The 21,295-nt window shown below is 38.3% G+C and carries 15 protein-coding genes; all 15 read left to right on the forward strand.

The features are described from left to right. Window positions 1–97 precede the first annotated feature (97 nt). The 15 genes from IEV91_RS16750 to IEV91_RS16820 all read left to right on the forward strand — a co-directional run bounded on the left by IEV91_RS16750 (window position 98) and on the right by IEV91_RS16820 (window position 21,120). Window positions 98–1,402, forward strand: coding sequence for an MFS transporter (locus IEV91_RS16750; RefSeq protein ID WP_188498580.1), 1,305 nt, complete (start codon window positions 98–100; stop codon window positions 1,400–1,402). Window positions 1,403–2,195: 793 nt separating this feature from the next. Then, a complete protein-coding gene (gene sinI, locus IEV91_RS16755; RefSeq protein WP_188498581.1) occupies window positions 2,196–2,333 on the forward strand; it encodes a DNA-binding anti-repressor SinI in 138 nt (45 codons plus the stop codon). Between the two features lie 173 nt (window positions 2,334–2,506). After that, window positions 2,507–3,064 (forward strand): sporulation initiation factor Spo0A C-terminal domain-containing protein, encoded by a 558-nt coding sequence (locus tag IEV91_RS16760; protein ID WP_188498582.1) that lies wholly within the window; start codon window positions 2,507–2,509, stop codon window positions 3,062–3,064. A 1,127-nt stretch (window positions 3,065–4,191) separates the two neighbouring features. Beyond that, the gene (locus IEV91_RS16765; protein WP_188498583.1) at window positions 4,192–4,380 is read left to right on the forward strand and encodes a spore coat protein; all 189 of its coding nucleotides are present in this window, start codon (window positions 4,192–4,194) and stop codon (window positions 4,378–4,380) included. A 16-nt stretch (window positions 4,381–4,396) separates the two neighbouring features. Continuing rightward, window positions 4,397–4,693, forward strand: coding sequence for a spore coat protein (locus IEV91_RS16770; protein ID WP_188498584.1), 297 nt, complete (start codon window positions 4,397–4,399; stop codon window positions 4,691–4,693). Between the two features lie 49 nt (window positions 4,694–4,742). Beyond that, the gene (locus tag IEV91_RS16775; RefSeq protein ID WP_188498585.1) at window positions 4,743–5,069 is read left to right on the forward strand and encodes a gamma-type small acid-soluble spore protein; all 327 of its coding nucleotides are present in this window, start codon (window positions 4,743–4,745) and stop codon (window positions 5,067–5,069) included. Window positions 5,070–5,365: 296 nt separating this feature from the next. After that, window positions 5,366–6,226 (forward strand): manganese catalase, encoded by an 861-nt coding sequence (locus IEV91_RS16780; protein ID WP_188498586.1) that lies wholly within the window; start codon window positions 5,366–5,368, stop codon window positions 6,224–6,226. A gap of 711 nt (window positions 6,227–6,937) precedes the next feature. Then, on the forward strand, window positions 6,938–7,651 hold the full coding sequence (locus IEV91_RS16785; protein ID WP_204871322.1) for a GDSL-type esterase/lipase family protein: 714 nt from the start codon (window positions 6,938–6,940) through the stop codon (window positions 7,649–7,651). Between the two features lie 596 nt (window positions 7,652–8,247). Next, window positions 8,248–9,672: a sulfatase family protein gene (locus IEV91_RS16790; RefSeq protein WP_188498587.1), complete on the forward strand. Its 1,425-nt coding sequence runs from the start codon at window positions 8,248–8,250 to the stop codon at window positions 9,670–9,672. 142 nt (window positions 9,673–9,814) lie between these two features. Then, the gene (locus IEV91_RS16795) at window positions 9,815–11,113 is read left to right on the forward strand and encodes an MFS transporter (protein ID WP_188498588.1); all 1,299 of its coding nucleotides are present in this window, start codon (window positions 9,815–9,817) and stop codon (window positions 11,111–11,113) included. A 1,359-nt stretch (window positions 11,114–12,472) separates the two neighbouring features. Next, the gene (locus IEV91_RS16800) at window positions 12,473–14,770 is read left to right on the forward strand and encodes a helix-turn-helix domain-containing protein (RefSeq protein WP_188498589.1); all 2,298 of its coding nucleotides are present in this window, start codon (window positions 12,473–12,475) and stop codon (window positions 14,768–14,770) included. Between the two features lie 260 nt (window positions 14,771–15,030). Continuing rightward, window positions 15,031–15,984 carry an ABC transporter permease gene (locus IEV91_RS16805; protein ID WP_188498590.1) on the forward strand — a complete coding sequence of 318 codons (954 nt, stop codon included), beginning with the start codon at window positions 15,031–15,033 and terminating at the stop codon, window positions 15,982–15,984. 27 nt (window positions 15,985–16,011) lie between these two features. After that, entirely contained in the window at window positions 16,012–16,911 is a 900-nt protein-coding gene (locus tag IEV91_RS16810; RefSeq protein WP_188498591.1) for a carbohydrate ABC transporter permease, read from the forward strand. 27 nt (window positions 16,912–16,938) lie between these two features. Next, on the forward strand, window positions 16,939–18,594 hold the full coding sequence (locus tag IEV91_RS16815; RefSeq protein WP_188498592.1) for a type 2 periplasmic-binding domain-containing protein: 1,656 nt from the start codon (window positions 16,939–16,941) through the stop codon (window positions 18,592–18,594). Between the two features lie 225 nt (window positions 18,595–18,819). Beyond that, window positions 18,820–21,120, forward strand: a complete 2,301-nt coding sequence (locus IEV91_RS16820) for a DUF5703 domain-containing protein (protein ID WP_188498593.1) — start codon at window positions 18,820–18,822, stop codon at window positions 21,118–21,120. Window positions 21,121–21,295 lie beyond the last annotated feature (175 nt).

The following is a 21,295-nucleotide window of genomic DNA, read 5'->3' on the forward strand; positions in this document are numbered from 1 at the left end:
TGTATGGCTTTTTTGCGCGTGCTATTATGATTCAAACTAGTCTAATAATTGTGGTGAAGACAATAGTGCGTTAGAAGGCAGAAAGTGAGGTAAGGTAATGCTTCAAAAAGATAGTGTAAAACCAATAGACAAGAGATCAGCTTCGCTACAAAGCTACATAAATTCTTCAGAAAAACAAAAGGCGTTATATAAGCGCACGTTAATCATTGTAAGTATTTCACAGATTTTTGGTGGTGCAGGGCTTGCAGCGGGTGTTACTGTGGGTGCACTACTTGCGCAGCAAATGCTCGGTACCGATGCGTATGCTGGACTTCCTTCAGCTTTACTTACTTTTGGTTCAGCAGGAGCCGCCTTATTTGTTGGGAGACTTTCTCAACGGTTTGGTCGCCGTATAGGTTTAGCAACGGGGTTTATGATTGGTGGGCTTGGCGCGCTAGGCGTTATTATTTCAGCCATAATAAATAGTATTCTCCTATTGTTTTTTTCCCTACTTATTTATGGTTCAGGGACAGCAACAAACTTACAGGCGCGTTATGCAGGAACGGAATTAGCAAATAATAAACAGCGAGCCACTGCTATTAGTATTGCGATGGTTTTTACAACCTTTGGTGCAGTTGCAGGTCCAAATTTAGTGGACGTGATGGGGAACGTCGCTCATTCTATTGGTATTCCATCACTTACTGGTCCGTTCATCTTAGCAGGAGTGGCGTATATCTTAGCCGGTGTTGTCCTATTCATCATGCTTCGGCCAGATCCGTTAGTTATAGCGAGAATGATAGGATCGACTAAGCAAAAACGCAGTGATGAAGGGCATCTGACAGCCACTGAACATACAGAAAATAAGAGAGGGATAATCGTAGGTGCAACGCTTATGGTGCTTACTCAGATTGTTATGGTTGCTATTATGACGATGACACCTGTTCATATGATGCATCATGGACATGGTTTAGGAGCAGTAGGTCTGGTTATTGGGTTTCATATTGGAGCCATGTATCTCCCTTCACTGGTTACGGGTATCCTTGTGGATAAGTTAGGACGTACTACGATGGCTATTGCTTCTGGAATGACATTACTTCTGGCAGGTTTAATAGCAGCATTTGCACCAGGAGATTCTATGATACTTATCGTCATTGCCCTTTCTTTACTTGGATTAGGATGGAATTTTGGTTTAATAAGTGGAACAACACTGATTGTTGATTCAACTGCACCTTCAACACGTGCTAAGACTCAAGGGACCGTTGATGTTTTAATTGCGTTGTCAGGGGCTGCTGGTGGAGCCGTTTCGGGAACGGTTGTGGCAGGTTCAAGTTATGCAGTCTTATCATTCATTGGAGGTATTTTATCCTTATTACTGATACCCGTGGTGATTTGGTTACACAGCCGTACTCAATATTTTTTTTAAATGGAGCATTCATAGCCTAATTTTTCACTTAAAGTACGGTGGAAGTAGGCTTTTTTATTTCTCAAAATCCTGAACTTGATAATCCGGCTTTTTTAAGATTATCCGGCTAGTCAGTCTGATTGATAAGTGGTTAACCCTAACATAAGAAAAGATTGACATACCAATGGCGATAATCAGATCATACATGGCATACTATTGCACCTTAATTGTTACGCTAGTGTAGCGGTTCATGTTGTATCATGCAGTTAGTAATACTGATAAGCCTTGATAAGAGGGTTCAATTTAAATAAGGGTTAGGACTTTATACCTGGTATTATGGTACTATATTTAAGGGGTGTGTCTTAACCAACTTTAATCCTTGAGGGATCACCAAGAGACTTACTTTTACATCGATGAGAGGGATTAATTCCAAAAATAAAGTCATAACTCTGTTCGTTTTTTAGTTTAAAAAAGTGAAATACCGAGTTTAACTTCTCTAAAAAAAGGGAAGAGGTATATGTCACGTGGCCACAGAAAGGGCTTTATTGCTGTGGACGGATCATTAAATCCTGAGTTTTTAGCTACTAATAATTTGCACTATGTAGGGTAGGCTGGGTTAATAATAGACAAAATTTTCAGATTTTTAAAACGTTTAGTAGTGCTCCCTCAATTAAGGAAGCATGAATTATTGTCAAGATTGTGCAGATGTGAAGGGTTTAAATGGCAATGAGGATGGTCAATCATTAAAAGTTTTTGTCTTGTTTCGGCTCTTATCATTTTTCATTTTTTAAAAAGTTGATTTGGGGGAGTGTAGATGTCAGCAAAGGAACAATTACAGGGTGAGTGGTTGGATTTGGTTGAAGAAGCCATGAAATCTGACGTATCCAAGGAAGAATTTAAAAAATTTATAGAAGGAAAGGTCAAAGAATTAAAAACCAAGGATTCAAGGTGACAATCTCATCCATGGAAGGATTAGCCGTGTTAATAAATAGTCTTAAATCATGCTATATTATACTAAATTTATATTATATTACTAATTTTTGTATTTAAATTATTTTTACAATGTATTACAATAAAAGAAAATCACACCTTTCCAGAGAGAAACTCAAAAAAGAGGTTTATAAAATGGAGATCAACAAAGCAACGAGAGAGAAGGTACAGAAAACCCTCAAACGTATGCAGAAAGCGATAGATTATAATGATAAAGAATATATGAGTGAGCTTCTTTATCATCTTGCTGAAGTGGCCTATTTCGAGGGACTTAATAATGGAGAAGAAAGAAACAGTGGTAACGAGAAAACACGTCATGAAAATACAGTCTTTTTAAAGGAAAGACTCGACTCTGAGATTTCAAAGCTCCTTTTAGAAATTGGGGTCCCCGCACATATTAAAGGGCACCGCTATCTATCAGATGCCATTTCAATCGTTTGTCAGGATTTCTCAACACTTTCAAGCATAACGAAAGGCATCTATCCACAAATTGCGAAAAAGTATAACACAACGGCTACCCGAGTAGAGCGCGCCATTCGCCATGCTATTGAAATTGCATGGAACCGAGGCGATAAAGAATCTATGACTCCTATCCTTGGCACCGCCGTTATACAAGCTAACGTTAAACCAACAAATAGCGAATACCTGCACCTTATTGCAGATTATATAAGAAGAAACCTAAAAGAAAAGTAAAAGGGTGGGACCATGTCCCACCCTTTTTTAAGTGGGACATAGGGACAGGAACCTTGTCTCTATTATCCTTGTCCTCAAAAATACTTTATATATCTTCTGATTATTAAAGATTCCCTGGATTCTTCGCTGATGCTAGTCAAAGTATCCTCATAATGAGTATGAGTCTTCCACTTTCTATTCCTCTACATTCTTGATTAGTGACAAGAATCCACTTTTGTTTCCTCTCACTGTTTTTAATAATCACTCACTATCAATTGCGAATCTGCGATATTGTAGTTATTTCTAAGTCAAAAAGTTAAAGAAATGGATATCTAAGCTGTTCCCGATTAACGGAGGATATGCGGACCAACTGTATAATACTACTATCATAAACTCTGAACAAGGCGAGATTACCCTTCACAACTGCAAAATTAATAAACTTTCTTTTGCATAAAAGCTTTATTCAGTTGGGGATGAGTTCAATGTTACCGATGCAAAACTGGGTAGACCGTTCTAGCCATTTGTGCAGTACTTAGACCCGAAAATAATCTACTTGGTCACGCATTTGGATTGATGATTGCACGACAGTCATTATCATGGTCAGCTTGAGTGGTCCTGCAGAACCGATAAAGTGCAGACCTCTATGGACAAGAATGGGTTGATCCTTATACATAAATTGCGAAAATAGCTTATGACAGTTATTGGTGTCAGGATGTGGGCTCGGTTAAAGGTGGGGAACGGGATATTAGGAAATGTATGGGGTGTTCTCCTGCCACCGACACAGTTGGATAGATTCTAGTTCGAGGATCCTTCGGAGAAAATGTAGAGGAACTTTTGATTTTTGAAGTGTAAAAAATAAAGTGGAGCGAACGTTAACTTATAGAAGTTAAGGTCTAAATAAAATGATCCCATTCATCTAGTCAGTTTGATATATGAACGAATCATTTTTTAGACTCTAATGACTATAATTTTTATTATCTTCATTTGTCTAATGAAATTAATTATTTCTAAAAATATTGATATGGGTTAGAGTAAATCTTTCTTAAATGGGCTTAATATTTATTTTTTCTAAATGTGTGAAAAAGTGACTAAAAAAACAAAAAAAGTAAAATATAAATCCGGTGTCATAATATTAGGAGGTGAAAGACTTGGCAGATACCTTAGGGGTACATGAAACTCTTGAAGTCCATGAAATACTAAATTTTAAAAACCTTTGTTTAACGAAATCGACTACAATGAGCAATCTTGCTCAAGATCAGCAATTAAAAGACATTTTACAAAGTGACATTACCAAAGCACAACAACAAATCAAGGATCTACAAAACATTATTTCATAAAAGAGGTGAATAGAAGTTGAATCCAATTGTACAAAATATGACGGGTATGGGTGGTATGACTGATCAAATCATCGCAAGCGATTTACTTGTATCGGCAAAGTCGGCCATCCATAGCTATGCTGTCGCTTTGTGTGAAACAACTTCTCCTAAAGTGAGAGCGACTTTACAGCAACAGCTTAATGATGCTATTGGTATGCATGAGCAAGTTACCAATTACATGGTGCAAAATGGGTATTATCACCCAGCAGATGTTGGTGAACAAATTGCTTTAGACAACCAAAATGCACAAAAGGCACTAAAAATGAGTGACTAATGGGAAAGTAGTAAGCGCTTATATCAAACCCATTCAGGAGGAATGCATTATGGCAGGAAATAACAAAAATCAAATGAACCAACAGCTTAACCAAATCCAACAAACGAGCCAAAAACTTGCACAACAAGAACAGCAAAATGCAACTCAACTTCAACAACAGAATAGCCAAAAAGCGCAAAATATGTCACAACTTGAAAACCAAGCGGCTCAGAAATTACAAAATGTAGCACAAAACGCTTCACAACTTCAAAATCAAATGAATAACCAAAATACTAACCAACAATCCAATTTTGGAACAGAGTTTTCCTGGGAGACGGATGCCCAAGAAGTAAAACGCCAAAATCAACAGTCTGAAAGAAATAAGAGTAACACCTGAGAATAACTTAATGGGAGGCTTGGACCTCCCTTTGCTTTTTTTAAAAAGAATTTAGGCAGCTCTCCCCAAGGATAACTCAATCTTTTCTCATTTCACTTTTCCCCTATTTAGAAATCTTTAGCGTTTCCCTTTATACTTTTTCGCAGGAATTCCCTTTTGTGGCCATCTTTTCATATGTGTTGACTACAACAGAATATGTTTTTTACCCTTGATTTCCATAGGCACCCAGACATGCTCTTATCCATATTCTAAAAAAGAATACAAAATACGCATGAGAAAAGGGTGGTTACAAGGAAATGTTTTATCACGTGAAAGAATTGCAGTATCATGCAAAACCAGAGAAGCCTGATCCTTTATACGCTAAAAAACTACAAGAAATTCTTGGTGGCCAATTTGGGGAGATTTCAGTGGCCTTACAATATCTATTTCAAGGATGGAGCGTACGTGGAGACGGTAAATATAAAGATTTATTAATGGATACAGGGGCTGAGGAGCTTGCTCATATCGAAATGCTTGCAACAATGATTGCTCGACTCCTTGATGGTGCACCTGTAGGGGATTTAGAAAAAGCAGCTAAGGATCCCATTATTGGTGCAATTTTAGGTGGAATGAACCCGCAACACGCCATTGTTTCAGGATTAGGCGCTTTGCCAGCAGATAGTGTTGGAAACAGATGGACCGCTGATTATATTATTGCAAGTGGAAACTTACTCGCAGATTTTAGAGCTAATTTAAATGCCGAATCTCAAGGCAGACTTCAAGCTGTAAGATTGTATGAAGAAGCTACTGATTCAGGAGTTAAAGACATGCTATCGTGGTTAATAGCTAGGGATACCATGCACCAAAATCAATGGGTTGCCGCTATATATGAACTTGAATCAAAAGAAAATATAGTCGTTCCGAGTACATTCCCCAAAGAGCTTGAAAAAAGAGAAGTATCTTATGCGTTATTTAATCTTTCGAGAGGGAACGAAAGTGCTACCGGTCGATGGGCTAACGGACAAAGCATCGATGGACAAGGAACTTTCCAATATGTTGAACAGCCCGTTCCCTTTGCACCGGAACCTAAACTTACACCTGCTCCTCCATATATTCATAACACACTTCCTTCTATTCTTAAAGATGGAACGAATCTCATGCCCCCTAGTAAATATTAATTAATTGGGACTTTACAGTTTTAAAAAGAACTCAATAGACCACGCATGGCATAAATCTTAATGTGACTACTTATTGTAAAGGTCATTTCTTATCAATAGAAGGACACCTCTTTTTTTAGAGATTAGGACAGAAGTATTTCACTCATTGAAAAATCCGAACATTCTATTTGAATGAACGGATTTTCTTCATTCTTAGCAAGAGGTGAATCGCTCTGTCAAGATACTCCGCATGGTCATGGCTCCAGCTAACTTTGAAGTAGATCTTTTAGTACTCCAAAGTGGATCTTTAGACGGGTGCAGTTCCCACTGGTGTCTCCGAATTTAGACTACGCTCTCTGTTTCCTATTCAATCTTAAATTTGTGTTGCTTGGTATTTGTATTCATTAATGTTTTGTCCCATCCCCATCAAAAATTTGAAGGTGTCTTTTCGTTTATTTGAACATATTCTTAAATTTTGTTTTTGGGAGCTTTTATTGACTTTAAAGCAAGTAAGTGTTTCTTTAAAAACTTCTTGATTAAAATTCTTAAAAGAAGGCTCTATGCATTTACAATTGCATTTTGGGGAGAGGATCTACCTCATCTTGATAAAAAAGAGAAAAGTTGTCGAAATATTATCTTATTTCTTATGTTTTGTTCTCATTCTTTGTTTAGAGTGTTAGTATCGGATATAAAAGAGTCGTGAAAAAATAATGAAAATGAGGGGTGGAACTGATGAAAAGTGAAGAAAGGGAAAGGGTCCTACAGAATCCTGAAGTGAAAGCACTATTAATGGCTATGGGAGAAGAAGCTGCTCAGGGTCAGAAGCTTGAAAAGGTTAAAAAGTATAAGATGCTCAACCAATTTGTAAAAAAGGGAGAAACCTTGTTCGTTGGGTCCTCGTTAATGGAGTATTTCCCAATCAATGAACTTCAACAGGCACTCGATAAACCCAATGTTATTTATAACAGGGGGATTGGTGGTTTTGTAACGGAAGAACTACTGAGGTACATGGAAGCGTGCATTTTTGAGTTGGAACCGTCAAAACTATTTATTAACATCGGTACAAATGATATCGCTTCCCCAGACTATAAGCAGGAAAATCTTCTAGCTAACTATGAGGAGATTTTGGGGCAGATCGCTGAAAGATTGCCAGAATGTCAGGTGTACGTCATGGCTTATTATCCGGTTAACGCCAAAGCTGACTTTCCAACAGTCAGTCAGGAACAAAAAGCAGAACTGTTTAGGACGCGAAGGAATCCAGCGATAGCATCAGCCAACAAGGCCATTGAGCAATTGGCACAAAAATATAGTTATTCATTTATTAATGTGAATGAAGGGTTAACGGATGAGGAAGGTAACTTGAAAGAGGAATATGCCATTGATGGGATACATATGTGGCCAAATGGTTACGCCGTTGTCCTTGATAATCTCAAAGTGTATCTATAGGGACAGGTTAGCTGTCCCGGAAACGGGAGGAAGTCTAAATAACCCCCTTAGCTTCGGGGTGACTATTTCCCTAGAAAGCCAAGTCGCTGAGCCCCTCGTCCTCTCGAATTTAACCGCAAAATAAAAACAAACATATCTAAAAGGAAGATAGAATAAAGTTTTTATAACTCGCATTGACTCTATTTCAATGACGATCTTTCCATACGCTCCTGTATATACATGAGGCTAAGCGACGATTTTTTAAATGAGAGGAGTTATTGGAGTCCTACATTGCACTGGTATTCTGCTCAATAAAAAGGATATAAAACATTGGCAGTAAAGAGGCTACCTATTCCCTATACCGTCTTGCTGATGGCCTTCGGTAAAATGTAGTTTGCTTCTATTGTTGAAAGTGTCACTAAGTCCATTCTGTAATTGCTCTATAAATATGGGCGACTCCCTATAGATCGATCCCTTTAAGTGGAGAGGGGAAAATAGAGGCAAAGGGACACCCCAGCTAATAAGTGAAGTGGAGCAGCAATTGGTTAGAGTTTTAGCATTTTAACTTCTGGTTTGCTGGAATCTATAAAACGATACCATTAGATGGAGGAAAATCAATGGACCGAACGCCAAATATTTTATATATCATGGTTGATCAACAAAGATATGATTGCTTGGGATTCAGCCAAAAGTATCCCGTCAAGACTCCTCATCTTGATCAATTAGCCGCTGAGGGAGTCGTATTTTCCAATGCTTACACTCATATTCCTCTCTGTTGTCCTGCACGACAATCCTTTCTTCATGGGAGGCGACCGGAAACCTTTGGTGCTTTGTGGAATTATGATCTTGGGCTGAAAACATTGACCCTTGATCCTAAAGCCTATGCTTGGCCGCGGGAATTGAAGAAAAAGGACTATCAAACTGCTTATTTAGGCAAGTGGCATGTGCATCCAATTTGTGATCCAACGCATTTTGGCTATGACGACTATGTAAGTGAGGCGGACTATGCCAATTATCGAACCCAAAAGTATCCGGAATATAAGTATATGGATGGGATTAAAATTGAGGAGAGTGATTCCCTTTCGAGTTGGTTTGGGAGTCCTGACCCTGTCCCTTTAGAAGATACGAGAACACATTGGTTGGCGCAAAAGGCAATGAAGACGATAGAAAGATATGCTAAGAGCCGAAAGCCCTGGCATATTAATTTAGAATTTACTGAACCGCATTTACCCTATAGGCCGAATGAAAAGTTTGTTCAACGTTATCGCCCAGAAACTCTTCAAAAATGGGGCAGTTTTCAAGAAACGTTTGTGAATAAACCGTATATTCAGAGGCAGCAGTTAGTCAGCTGGGGGATCGAAGGTTTTACTTGGGAAGAATGGGCGCCGATAGTGGCACATTACTATGCAATGATTAGCCAGGTGGATGAGGCAATTGGTCAGGTCTTACAAACGGTTAAACGGTTAGGGTTAGAGGAGGATACAGTCATTATCTTCACATCAGATCATGGTGATATGTGTGGGGCCCACCGTATGATAGATAAACATTATGTGTTATATGACGATGTTGTGAAAGTCCCTTTAATTGTAAAAGCGCCGAAGTCATTTAAGGGGGGTGTGATGTGCGAGGCGTTTATCTACAACTTATTGGATATTTCCCCGACGATTCTGGAGCTTTGTGGGATTGAACCGCCTGCCATACATCAGGGAAGATCTCTAGTCCCCTTGTTAAAAGGCGAGAAGATCTCTGATTGGCGAAAAGAAGTAGTGTCCACTTATAATGGCCAACAATTTGGCCTCTATACTCAGCGAATGATACGCACCGCTGACTGGAAATATATTTGGAACACCACGGATGTTGATGAATTCTACGATTTGAAGGAAGATCCTAACGAATTGAACAATGCAATTGACGATGAACGCTATCTTCCTATTATTCAGCAATTGCGGACGCGTCTTTATACAATTTTGTTAGAAGAAGGGGACACCCTAGTGGATAATCATTGGATGAAGGCTCAATTAATAGAGGGGAGAAAACTATAGGTGCGGGCTTTGATGTCTTTTTGAAAATGGGGGTGAGAGTCATGTAGAAGATTTATTAATGAGAAATTATGTATGCGATTACAATCGAGTTAAGAGGAATAAATGAATAAAAATAAGTTTTATATGGGGGAGGAATCGCGTGATGAGACTGTCTTCGAAAGTCGCGGTGCTAGCGGGGATGGGGGGATTGCTCGATGGATACGATCTCATTGTGATATCGGGTGCTATTTCATTAATCACTAAAACATTTTCAATAACATCTTCAACCGTTTCAGGCTTACTGATTGGTATTGCCTTTCTTGGAGGCTTTTTTGGTTCTATTTTTTTAAGCAGGCTTGTGGACACATCAGGTCGAAAAATGATGTTTGTGTTTGATTTGTTTCTATTTGTTGGTGGGACTTTAATTGCTGGTCTTGCTGTTAACGTACCGATGCTATTTATAGGGAGGTTTCTTACCGGATTAGCCATTGGCGTTGATTTAGCGGTGAGCTGGACACTGGTGGCTGAATTTGCACCTAAGGAACGCCGAGGCTTTCTATTATCCTTGCAGTTTATTATGTGGGGCATTGGTGCAGTGTTATCCTTCTTAGTATTGGATGCCTTTCTCCTTCTCTTTGGAACTGTGGCCTGGCGATGGGCGATCTTGATTGGCATCCTTCCTGCCATTGTTGTCCTTGCGATCAGAAAGTCGATCCCAGAATCCCCACGTTGGTTAGTCTCCAAGGGTAAAATCGCGGAGGCCCAAGAGACTTTAAAACACTCTGACATCGGAGTATCTGCAGAAGAACTGACAGTATTGAATGAACGTACAAAGGGGTATAAATGGTCAGCTTTGTTTAGTGGGAAACTGATGCGTTTATTGATCGGTGTGTTTTTCTCAACCTTTCTCGCTTTTTTCTTAATCGCGCCGATAAACTTATTTACCTCACAAGTGCTAAAAACGGTAGGCCTAACGGGCGATCTGAAAATATCACTTCTGGGATCAGCCTTTGTTTGGCTCTTTAATATTGCCGGCTTTGTTGTGGGAGGCCTCTTAATAGATAAAGCAGGTCGGAAACCTATAGGTATTATTTCTTTTGGGGTTATGACGTTGATCTTGATCGTACTTCTGGCCGTTAATGTGCCAGCTGGTGTGTTCTTTGTCCTTTGGGTGTGTATGGAATTCCTCGGCTCACTAGGGGCAAGTGTCACGTGGACATGGGCATCCGAATTATTCCCGACTAGCGTTAGAGGCTTTGCCATGGGAGTCAACAGCTCCGCCAACCGACTCAGCGGCTTTGTCTCCTCTTATATCATTGCCCTTATCTTATCGCATTCTATGAAATTATTATATCTATCGGGAATAGGCGCCGGCATCATTATCCTATTCATCATCTTGGTTGTCATCAACATCGAATCCAAAGGAAAATCGTTAGAGGAAATTTCCGAGTTGAATATGTAGCGGGACAGGGGGTCAGGAACCCTGTCCCAGCATTTTTAGTGGGACGGAGAGACAGGAAGAAGCCACTGAAAAAGTAGGCTTTTAAATCAGTTTTCCTTCGGAAATCCTGAAACTCAATTGTTCAATACCCATAATGTGGTAATAACAGGATGATAAAGTGGTGATTATTCCATTTTTAGAGGATAGGATCTTTGTTATCCTCGTCTTTTAATGTAGACAGTAGGCAGTTTTATAGTATTTTCTTTCATAGGGACTTTCTCTTTTGTAGGTTTTGTCGGCAAACACTACTATACAAAAAGAAAGTCCTTTTTCCTTAAATTTGTTTAAACTACCGCGCTTTCGCTTGGTTGCCGTATGGTCGGGTCGGCGGTCAATCGACCACCAACCCAACCATACGGCCATTTTGCAGGCAAATATAGTAATGTTTTTAAAATAGACCTATTAGTTTTACTGAAACAAGACTGAGCTATTTATTCTAAGACTAGGTAATATTCTCACAGATATAGGGATTAAAAAAGCTCAACACGTCAGTAGCGTGTATCAAATTGTTTGTAGCACTGTTTTTAATGGACAGACTAGCGAAAGTGTCTATATTTTAACTAGGCCATAAAATTATAAGCAACGGGATAGAAGTAATATGGTAATGTTCAAAGATGGATTAAACCTGTGAGGGTTTTATCAACTCTTGATTGTATTTGGCTTGGCAATAGGAAAAAACAAATTGTGATTATGTTAGGATTAGAGGCTATTTCATAAGGGAATAATGTTTTTCTATACTATGGTGAATTTATACACCCTTTGGAACCAGAAAAGCGTCAGTAATCCCAAAAAGCAGCTAATCCTTTTTTATCTTTTGATATCATTCATATGAATTAAATTCAATCATCTTAATATCTAAAAAGGGAATATAACTGTTGACTTTCAAATTAATTCTGATTGTCATGGTGAGTCGTATTTCTTGGGATATTCAATACATTTCTCTATTTAATTAATAATAAAAGTTATTAATTAAAATTTTTCACCTCCGTTATATACGAAAATGTCCTACCATTTGTTGCGACTATGTTCTGAAAGTAGTTACTTCGCTTCCTTCATCAAACATGCAAGAGAGGGAGAATGGAACAGTCTTTGAATTGTTCAATCCTTTAATGATCTTTATTAAATTTTAACGTTCCCACCGTTTTGTCAATAAACAGTATAAAAACGATAAAAGCTGCAAACTATTATAAAAAGAAAAATATTATAATAAAACATAGATAAAGTTTTCTGAAATTTCAGCTTTATTTTGGGGTTAATGTTGATGTCTGGAGTGCTATCTAATACTTTTTATGTATTTTCCAAAAAACGGGGGATGTGAGGATGGGATTTACAAGCTTATTTAAGAATTTTTTTGTGTCCTATATTATTATTTTGTTACTTCCGCTAATTACAGGCTTTTTTTCCTATCAAGTATCTATTAATCTAGCAGAAAAGAGTTCTATCGAAAGTAGTTTATCGATCTTGAATCAAAGTAAAAAAGTATTAGAGCAGCGACTGAGTGAAGTCGGGAGTTTTACAAGGCAATTGGCTCTTAATAATGATGCCATTGAACTACTTGATCAAAATGACTTGAATAATAACAGCCGTGTTTTTCGCTCCTGGAAAGTTTCGCAGGATTTATCGAGTTACGCTGCAACCAATGATTACTTACAGGACTGTTTTCTTTATATCAAAAGGCAACAGATTGTCATTACACCAAAATCAGTGTTTTATAGACTGAGGCAATTTTACGAACTTAATGAGTATCAAAATTTGTCCTATTCAAATTGGATAAAAACAATATTGGAAAATAAACATCAAAATGACATCATTCCTTTACGTGGACAGGGGAAACACACGGTAATTGCCTATGTACAATCACTTCCATTGAATAATTTTAATAAACCGATGGGAACGGTGGTCGTTCAAATTAACAGTGGCAAGATTACAAGTTTATTAAAGAATGTAACTCAGCAGTACAAGGGTGGGTGGGCGTATGTAGCAGATCAAGACGGTCAGATCTTAGCAACAAGTGGCATAAGTAAAAAGAAAATCTCAGCCTTGAACATTCAATCACAAAATAACGACGGTGAAACCCATCGTTATTTGGATAATAAATCACTGTTGATAACAACTCAATCAGATACCAATGGCTGGCACTATGTGGCTGGTATCCCCAAGAAAGCTTTGATGAAAAATGCCAACAGCATCAAAAAGATTTCTTGGACAGTTACCACGATTACTTTAGTCATTGGATTCTTCATTTGCCTTTGGTTAGCATTGAGAAATAGTGGTCCTATCCATTCATTAGTGATGACGATTAAAGAACAACTTGATCCAGAGGGTGAAAGATCTGCCAGTGACTATGACTTCCTACAAGGGAATATTGCCAATCTCATTTCCAAAAATACTTCATTGCAACATGAATTAGAGGGACAGTTACCGATATTAAGAGAGGTTTTTTTGAGTCGTTTGATTTATGGCGACTTTCGTTCTGATACTGAAATTAAGCCGGCGGCAGTTCAGGCTAATCTTAACATTCCTGAGAGAGGCTACGTAGGCATACTTCATATTAACGGTTATGGGGATATGGGGAGTACGGAAATTTATAATGAGTTAAGTGCTACCCGACTATTGCTTAAAAAGAGACTTGAACAAATGAATTTAGAGCTATTTGTAAGAGATCTTCAATCAGATCAGCTTATTATAATCTTCCCGATAAGTGAAGAAGAGACAAAGGAGTCATCAAAAGTACTCATTGAAGAGCAAGTTCAAGCGTTAGGAGTTTTCGTTGAAAAAAACTATCGAATTACATTTACTGTCGCAATGGGGGGAGTCTTTCAAAGCTTTTCTGATGTTAGTCAATCATTTAACCAAGCAATTCGAGTACTCGAATATACTTTGCTTACGAATGGATATGGTGTTTTATGGTATGAGAGAGTAGCGGAGAAGACTGATATGTATGAGTATACGATTGATCAAGAATTGCGTCTCATGAATGCCGTAAAGATGGGTGAATCCATTCAAGCCAAGCAAATTTTAGCTCAGGTATTTAAGCAGAACTTTCTTCAAAACACATTGTCTGTAGATATGGCATTACAATTGATCGATGAGATAAAGGCAACGTTTCTTAAGGCCTTTAGTAATCTTAATAAGGAATTAGATTCAGTAGAAAAATTAAAACAACAAGTAAACGGCATTCGGTTGGCTGATGGTCTTGAACATATCCGTAAGATCTTGGAAAAAGTAATCGATCAATTTTGTCTATTGATAGTTAATAAAAGAAGCGAAACAGATAATGAAATTGTCCAAGAGATTTTAAATTATCTTAATGACTACTACTGTGATCCCGATATGTCGCTTTATCAGGTGGCAGAAAAGGTTGGGCGTCCAGAGAAGTTTGTGTCACAACTTTTCAAGAAACAAACCGGAACATATCTCATGGAACGTTTAGAAAAGATAAGGATTAAGAAGGCGTCAGAACTTTTAGTTAATACTGATAAAACAATTGAAATTATTTCCTGTGAAGTAGGGTATAACAGTCCACATTCTTTTAGGAGAGCTTTCAAACGCCTGTTAGATGTGACACCAAATCAATACCGAAAATCAATCCGTGAAAGGGATTGCGAGAGTTCTTAGCACTATAGAGATCTACATTTGTACCTATAAATCTAGAATGTACCTTTCGATTGTACTATTATATTTGATTTGTACCTACCCTCACAGAATGGGGGGATGATACACTGATAACACAAAAAGTTGCAAAGTGTTCTGCGGGAAAAATGAAAGCGTTAGCAATATAAGGAGTTTTTATAATGCTTAACGTGAAAAGGGAGGGATGGATCGATAATGTACTGAATTTTTAAAAAATAAAAGGAGGGATCAGTCTGAAACCCATTATGGCAAAACAGCAAACGCTGGCGATATCGAAAAGAAAGACAGGTCTTAGAAAACGGGCAGTTCGTAGTTTCCGAAAACATTGGCAATTTTATTTGTTAATTATTCCTCCTGTCCTTTACTTTATTATTTTTAAGTATATTCCTATGTTTGGTTCTATTATTGCATTTAAAGATTACAGTGTGGTTCAGGGGATATTAGGAAGCCCATGGGCGGGATTCAAATATTTTAAAATGTTTTTTGATAATCCAATGGCGTGGAGTTTAATCAAAAATACAATGGTTCTTAGTTTATATCACATTGCAGTGAGTTTTCCGTTACCCATCATTTTAGCACTAGCTCTTAATGAGATTCGTCAGGGCATATTTAAACGGAGTGTCCAAATGATCACCTATGCGCCGTATTTTATTTCTACAGTCGTCCTAGTTTCCATGATTATTATGTTAACATCACCACGGTTAGGAATATTTAACCATATATTGGAGGCACTCGGTTTTCACTCAATTAATTTTATGGGGGAGCCGGGGATGTTCCGTTCAATATACGTATGGTCTGACGTCTGGCAAAATACAGGTTATTCAGCTGTTGTTTACCTTGCGGCGCTTGCTGGCATCGATCCTGCATTATATGAAGCTGCCAAAATGGATGGAGCATCGAGATTCCAAAAGATTATTCATGTAGATCTACCAGGAATTTTGCCGGCGATGACAATTATTTTAATTTTGACTGTCGGGAATCTCATGGCTGTCGGCTTTGAAAAAATCTATTTATTGCAAAACCCGTTGAATTTAAGTGCCTCAGAGGTTCTAGCAACTTATGTTTACAAAATGGGTCTTCTGAATGCGAACTTCAGTTTTGCTACGGCGATTGGACTCTTCAACTCAGTTGTTAATTTAATCCTGATCTTATTTGCAAACGTCTTGGCAAAACGAATATCAGGAAATAGTTTGTGGTGATTTATGAAGGTTTGGAGGGTATGAACCATGACAGCCAAAAAAAGTACAATAAAGGATACATTTGGGGACAAGGTTTTCTTAACTGTAATTTATATTTTTTTAATTTTGGTAATACTCGTGATTTTATATCCGTTAATTTACATTGTGAGTTCATCATTCAGTAGTCCGCTAGCGGTATCATCAGGAAAGGTGTGGTTGTGGCCAGTACATTTTTCCTTGGAAGGTTATAAGGCAGTTTTCAATAATTCACAAGTCATTGTAGGTTATGCCAACTCATTATTTTATACATTTTTTGGTACCTTGATCAGTGTCACGCTGACGGTGTTATTTGCTTACCCACTTTCACGAAAGTCGTTCTTCGGACGAGGACCACTCATGTTTTTCATTTTATTTACGATGCTTTTTTCCGGAGGCTTAATTCCAGAATACCTGATTGTAAAAGACCTTCATATGTTGGACACGCGATGGGCCATGTTAATTCCAAAGGCAATCGCTGTTTGGCAGGTGATCATTGCTAGAACCTTTTTCCAGACAAGTATTCCGGATGAATTGGTGGAAGCAAGTGAAATGGACGGATGTAGCGATTTACGATTTTTAATGTCGATCGTGATACCACTTTCAAAACCAATCATTGCAGTTTTGGTACTGATGTATGCAGTCTTTCAATGGAATTCCTATTTTGATGCGATGATTTACTTGAAATCGGAGTCGCTATTCCCATTACAAGTAGTTTTAAGAAATATACTTATTGTGAATACAACTTCAAGTGCAGGTATGGATGCGGGCAAAATGATGGAACTAAAGCAACTAGCAGATTTAATGAAGTATTCTTTGATTGTCGTTGCAAGTATTCCTGTGCTCATTATTTATCCATTTGTACAACGTCATTTTATGAAAGGTGTCATGATTGGATCCATAAAGGGTTAGAGTATATCTAAATAGGGAGAGATTGTTATGAAGAAGAGAGGAATCTTGTTATTGCTCTTATTATTCACCCTTAGCGTAGTGCTGGCTGGGTGTAGCAACGACAAACAAACGGATGCAAACGGAAATACTAACGATAGTGATGGAGGATCCACGGAGTTAACGGTTTTTGCACCACAAAGCTCGGAACAAAATTTAAAGACCAGTTGGTTTACGAAACAGATGGAAAATAAGTTCAATATTAAATTTAAATGGCAGACCACCACGCAAGATGCAAGTTCAGCCAGTCAAAAACGGCAAATCTCGTTAGCTAGTGGAGATCTTCCAGATGCATATATGTTGATCCCTTGGGTTGACCAGTTTTCGACAAATGAGTTGCTCAAATATGGAAAACAAGGTGTGCTTATTCCGCTTAATGATTTGATTAAGAAATATGCCCCGAATATTCAGAAGACACTAGATAGCAATGCGCAATTTAAGGCAATGACAGTAGCGCCTGATGGCAACATTTACGGCATCCCACAATTGGTTGAATGTTACCATTGTTCGTGGCCGAACAAAATGTATATCAATAATGATTGGTTAGAAAAATTGAATTTAAAAATGCCAAAGACCACCGAAGACTTTAAAAAAGTATTAGAGGCTTTTAAAAATCAAGATCCCAATGGCAACGGTAAAAAAGATGAGGTGCCACTTAGCGGTGCGACCAATATTCCCGAGAATTCCATTATTCCATTTCTTATGAACGGATTTATTTACGATGATGGGGTAAAGCACCTCATACTTAATGATGGCAAAGTTGATTTAGTTGCCAACAAACCTGAGTGGAAGGAGGGGCTGGAGTATATACGCTCCTTATATAAGGAGGGTTTAATCGATCCTGGTGCTTTTACTCAAAATGGTGATGCTTTTCTAAAATTAGGAGATAATGCTAAAACAGAAATCCTTGGTGCTGCTGCTACAAAACATCCAGGTGAATTTGTAAGTGACCAAAAGCGTCTATATTCTAAAAATTATCTAGCAGTCCCGCCACTTCAGGGTCCAAATGCGGATTATTCTACTTATATATCTCCAATTGCACCCGGTGCAGATTTTGTTCTAACGCAAAGTTCGACAAATGCGGATCGTATTGCTGCAATAAAAATGATGGATTACTTGTTTACAACGGAAGGTGACATAGTAGGTCAGTTTGGTAAGGAAGGTGTTGATTGGAGGAAACCTAAAAAGGGTGAAGTTGCGATTGAGGAGGGTACTGAGCCAATCTATGCTACGATCCCAGCAAAAGAGGGTGCAAAACCTGATAACAATGCTTGGGGAGCATTGGCGCAATATGGCAATACCAAGGAAGTAAGAAATGGTCAAATTCAATCTACTGAAGTCTATTCTCAGGAAGGCTATGAACGCAGGCTACAAAATCTCACTCATGATTATGACGGACAAGAACCAGATAATTTATTTCCATTCTGGTCAGTTTGGGTTGACCCTTCCGATGCCGACGAAGTATCTATGATTGAAACAAATCTTAAAAGTTACATTGACCAGAATACGCTAAAATTCATTACTGGAGATAAAGATCTGGACAAGGACTGGGAAGCGTATGTTAAAGGTTTTGACCAATTAAACCTTAAGCGATACTTAGAACTGATGCAGAAAGCCTATGACAATTCGGGTAAGCCTTCTAAATAATCATTGTAGTCTAGCACCATCTTCTAATTCAGAAAAGATGGTGCTGTTTCTACATACCCGGGTACTCTAGATCACAAAATTGAGATGGATAGAGAGTAAGAATGTTTGGGATTCAGATTGCCTTTTTGAAAAGAATCATTTTGATTGGTGAAATAAGTCAGAAAAATTATTTCCCTTTTCTATATGTTTCTTTGATTAAACATTCTATCAGTTGGGAGTGATTTTATGAAAGTGGATTTAAATAATTACAATATTATATGGCATTCACAAAGTCAAAACTCTAGTGAAAGTATGCCTGTCGGGGGACATGATATCGGACTGAATGTGTGGGTGGAGCAAGGTGATATATACTTTTATATTGATCGAAGTGGGAGCTTTGATGAGAATAATCAAATGCTAAAGCTTGGGAGGGTAAAACTAAGATTATCACCCAATCCATTTCGCAACGGAACAGAATTCACACAAGAGCTGAAGTTATTGGATGGCTATATGGAGATTAAGGGTAAGACGGCAAACGGGCTAGAAGCTTGTGTCTTATTGTGGGTTGATGTTTTCCATCCGGTTATACATCTTGAGATCAAGTGCAAACAACCCATACAAACGGAAATCTCGTATGAAAACTGGCGAATGCAAGAAAGAAAGATTCCTCATGATCGGCGCATGGCCTGTTTGAGCACGGTAGGATATCCCGGCGAGGTTACAACAAAACCTGATTACGTGAATTTTCATGAAGATGATATTTTGTTTTATCACCGAAATAGAAATGACGAATTATTCTTTGATAAAGTGGTTGACCAACAGGGATTAACCGATTATAAGGATAAACTATGGAATCCCCAAAAAAATAATACGTTTGGTGGGATAGTCCGTGGAGAAGGGATGAAAGCAAGTAGTATAGAGGGGGGCAGCTATATCCGAACGCCGCATATGACTTGGAAACTGGTTTCCGTCCAACCACAAACAAATCACCATATCGCTATTTATTTACATACAGAGCAGACGGAAACCTTCGAACAATGGCAGAATCGGCTTTATGAAACGGTTAGTAAAACAGAATCCAAAGTTGATGAGTCAAAAGAATACTCCAAGCAATGGTGGAATAATTTTTGGAAGCGAAGCTATATATCGATCGATCCAGATCGTAAAATCGAGGATAAACAACCTTGGCAGGTTGGGAGAAATTACAACTTGTTTCGTTATATGCTTGGTTGTAATGCATTTGGTACCTATCCTACGAAATTTAATGGAGGCTTATTCACTAGCGACCCTTCCTTTGTCATGAAGGATGAGGCGTGGGAGAATGAGACACCAGATTTTCGTAAATGGGGAGGCGGTAGTTTTACCGCGCAAAATCAAAGGCTTGTTTATTGGCCATTGTTGAAAAGTGGAGATTATGAATTGATGAAGCCACAGTTCGATTTTTACAGCAGGGCTCTCACTAACGCGGAGATCCGGACAAATGTATATTGGGGACATGGTGGTTGTTCTTTCACTGAACAATTGGAAAATTTCGGTTTGCCTATTGGATGGGGTTGGGGCTGGTTGGACAGTCCTGATAAAGTGCATTGCAGAAGGCCATTTAATGATTCAACGGAACAGATGGCGCCGTGGATTAAGTATCATTATGTCAATCAATTAGAATTCTCGTTTATGATCATGAAATATCACTTTTACAGTGGGGCAGATATTCAAGAGTATATCCCTTTTATTGAAAGTTCACTAACCTTTTTTGATGAACATTATCAATATATGTATGCGCTTGAAACAACAAAGAAATTGGATGAGAACGGAAAACTTGTTTTATTTCCATCGACAGCTTGTGAAACATATAAATTAGCAATGAATCCAAGTGATTTAGTGGCAGCTTTAGATGCTAATGTCCAAGCAATACTAGGTTTACCGGAAAAGTATATAACCGATGAGAGAAAGGCTTATTACAGAGAACTCCGAGGTCGTATTCCGGAGCTACAGTTTAGGGAAATAAAAGGTAAGAAGACCATTGCTCCAGCTGAGTCATGGAAAGGCATTATCAATGTTGAAATTCCACAGCTGTATCCTGTATTTCCATATGAACAATATGGGATTGGAAAACGAGATATGCAAGTTGCTATAGATACTTGGCATTATGGCACGGACATTCCAGAGCAGAAAAACCATATTAGTTGGCATCAGGATGGTATTTTTTGTGCAAGATTAGGCTTGACTGACGAGGCTGCCGCTATTGCCATAAAGAAGCTTTCAAATGGGAATTGCCGATTTCCAGCCTTTTGGGGACCAGGCCACGACTGGTTGCCGGACCATAATTGGGGTGGGACAGGAATGATTGGCCTGCAAGATATGTTGATGCAGCAGGTGGGGGAGAAAATTTACATTCTCCCAGCATGGCCGAAGGATTGGGATGTTGACTTTAAATTGCATGCGTCTGGTCGGACTGTCATCGAGGGGTGTGTTCGTGATGGATGCCTTGAGGACTTAGTGGTAACACCTAATAGTCGATCGGTAGATGTTGTGAATTGCTGGGGTTGATAAATGTATGATTGTTATAAACACTCGCAGTAATTTCCATAAAATCCGATGAATTAGTTAATTATTATACGACAAAAAGACTAACTATATATCAAGATTGCCAAACTTGTATCTCAAAAAAGGAATATTTTAAGCAGAGATAATAATAGTTATTTAAAAAATTTCCTTATAGAAA

Origin of the sequence: Pullulanibacillus pueri (assembly GCF_014639255.1) — a bacterium.
Classification (GTDB): Bacteria; Bacillota; Bacilli; order Bacillales; family Sporolactobacillaceae; genus Pullulanibacillus; species Pullulanibacillus pueri.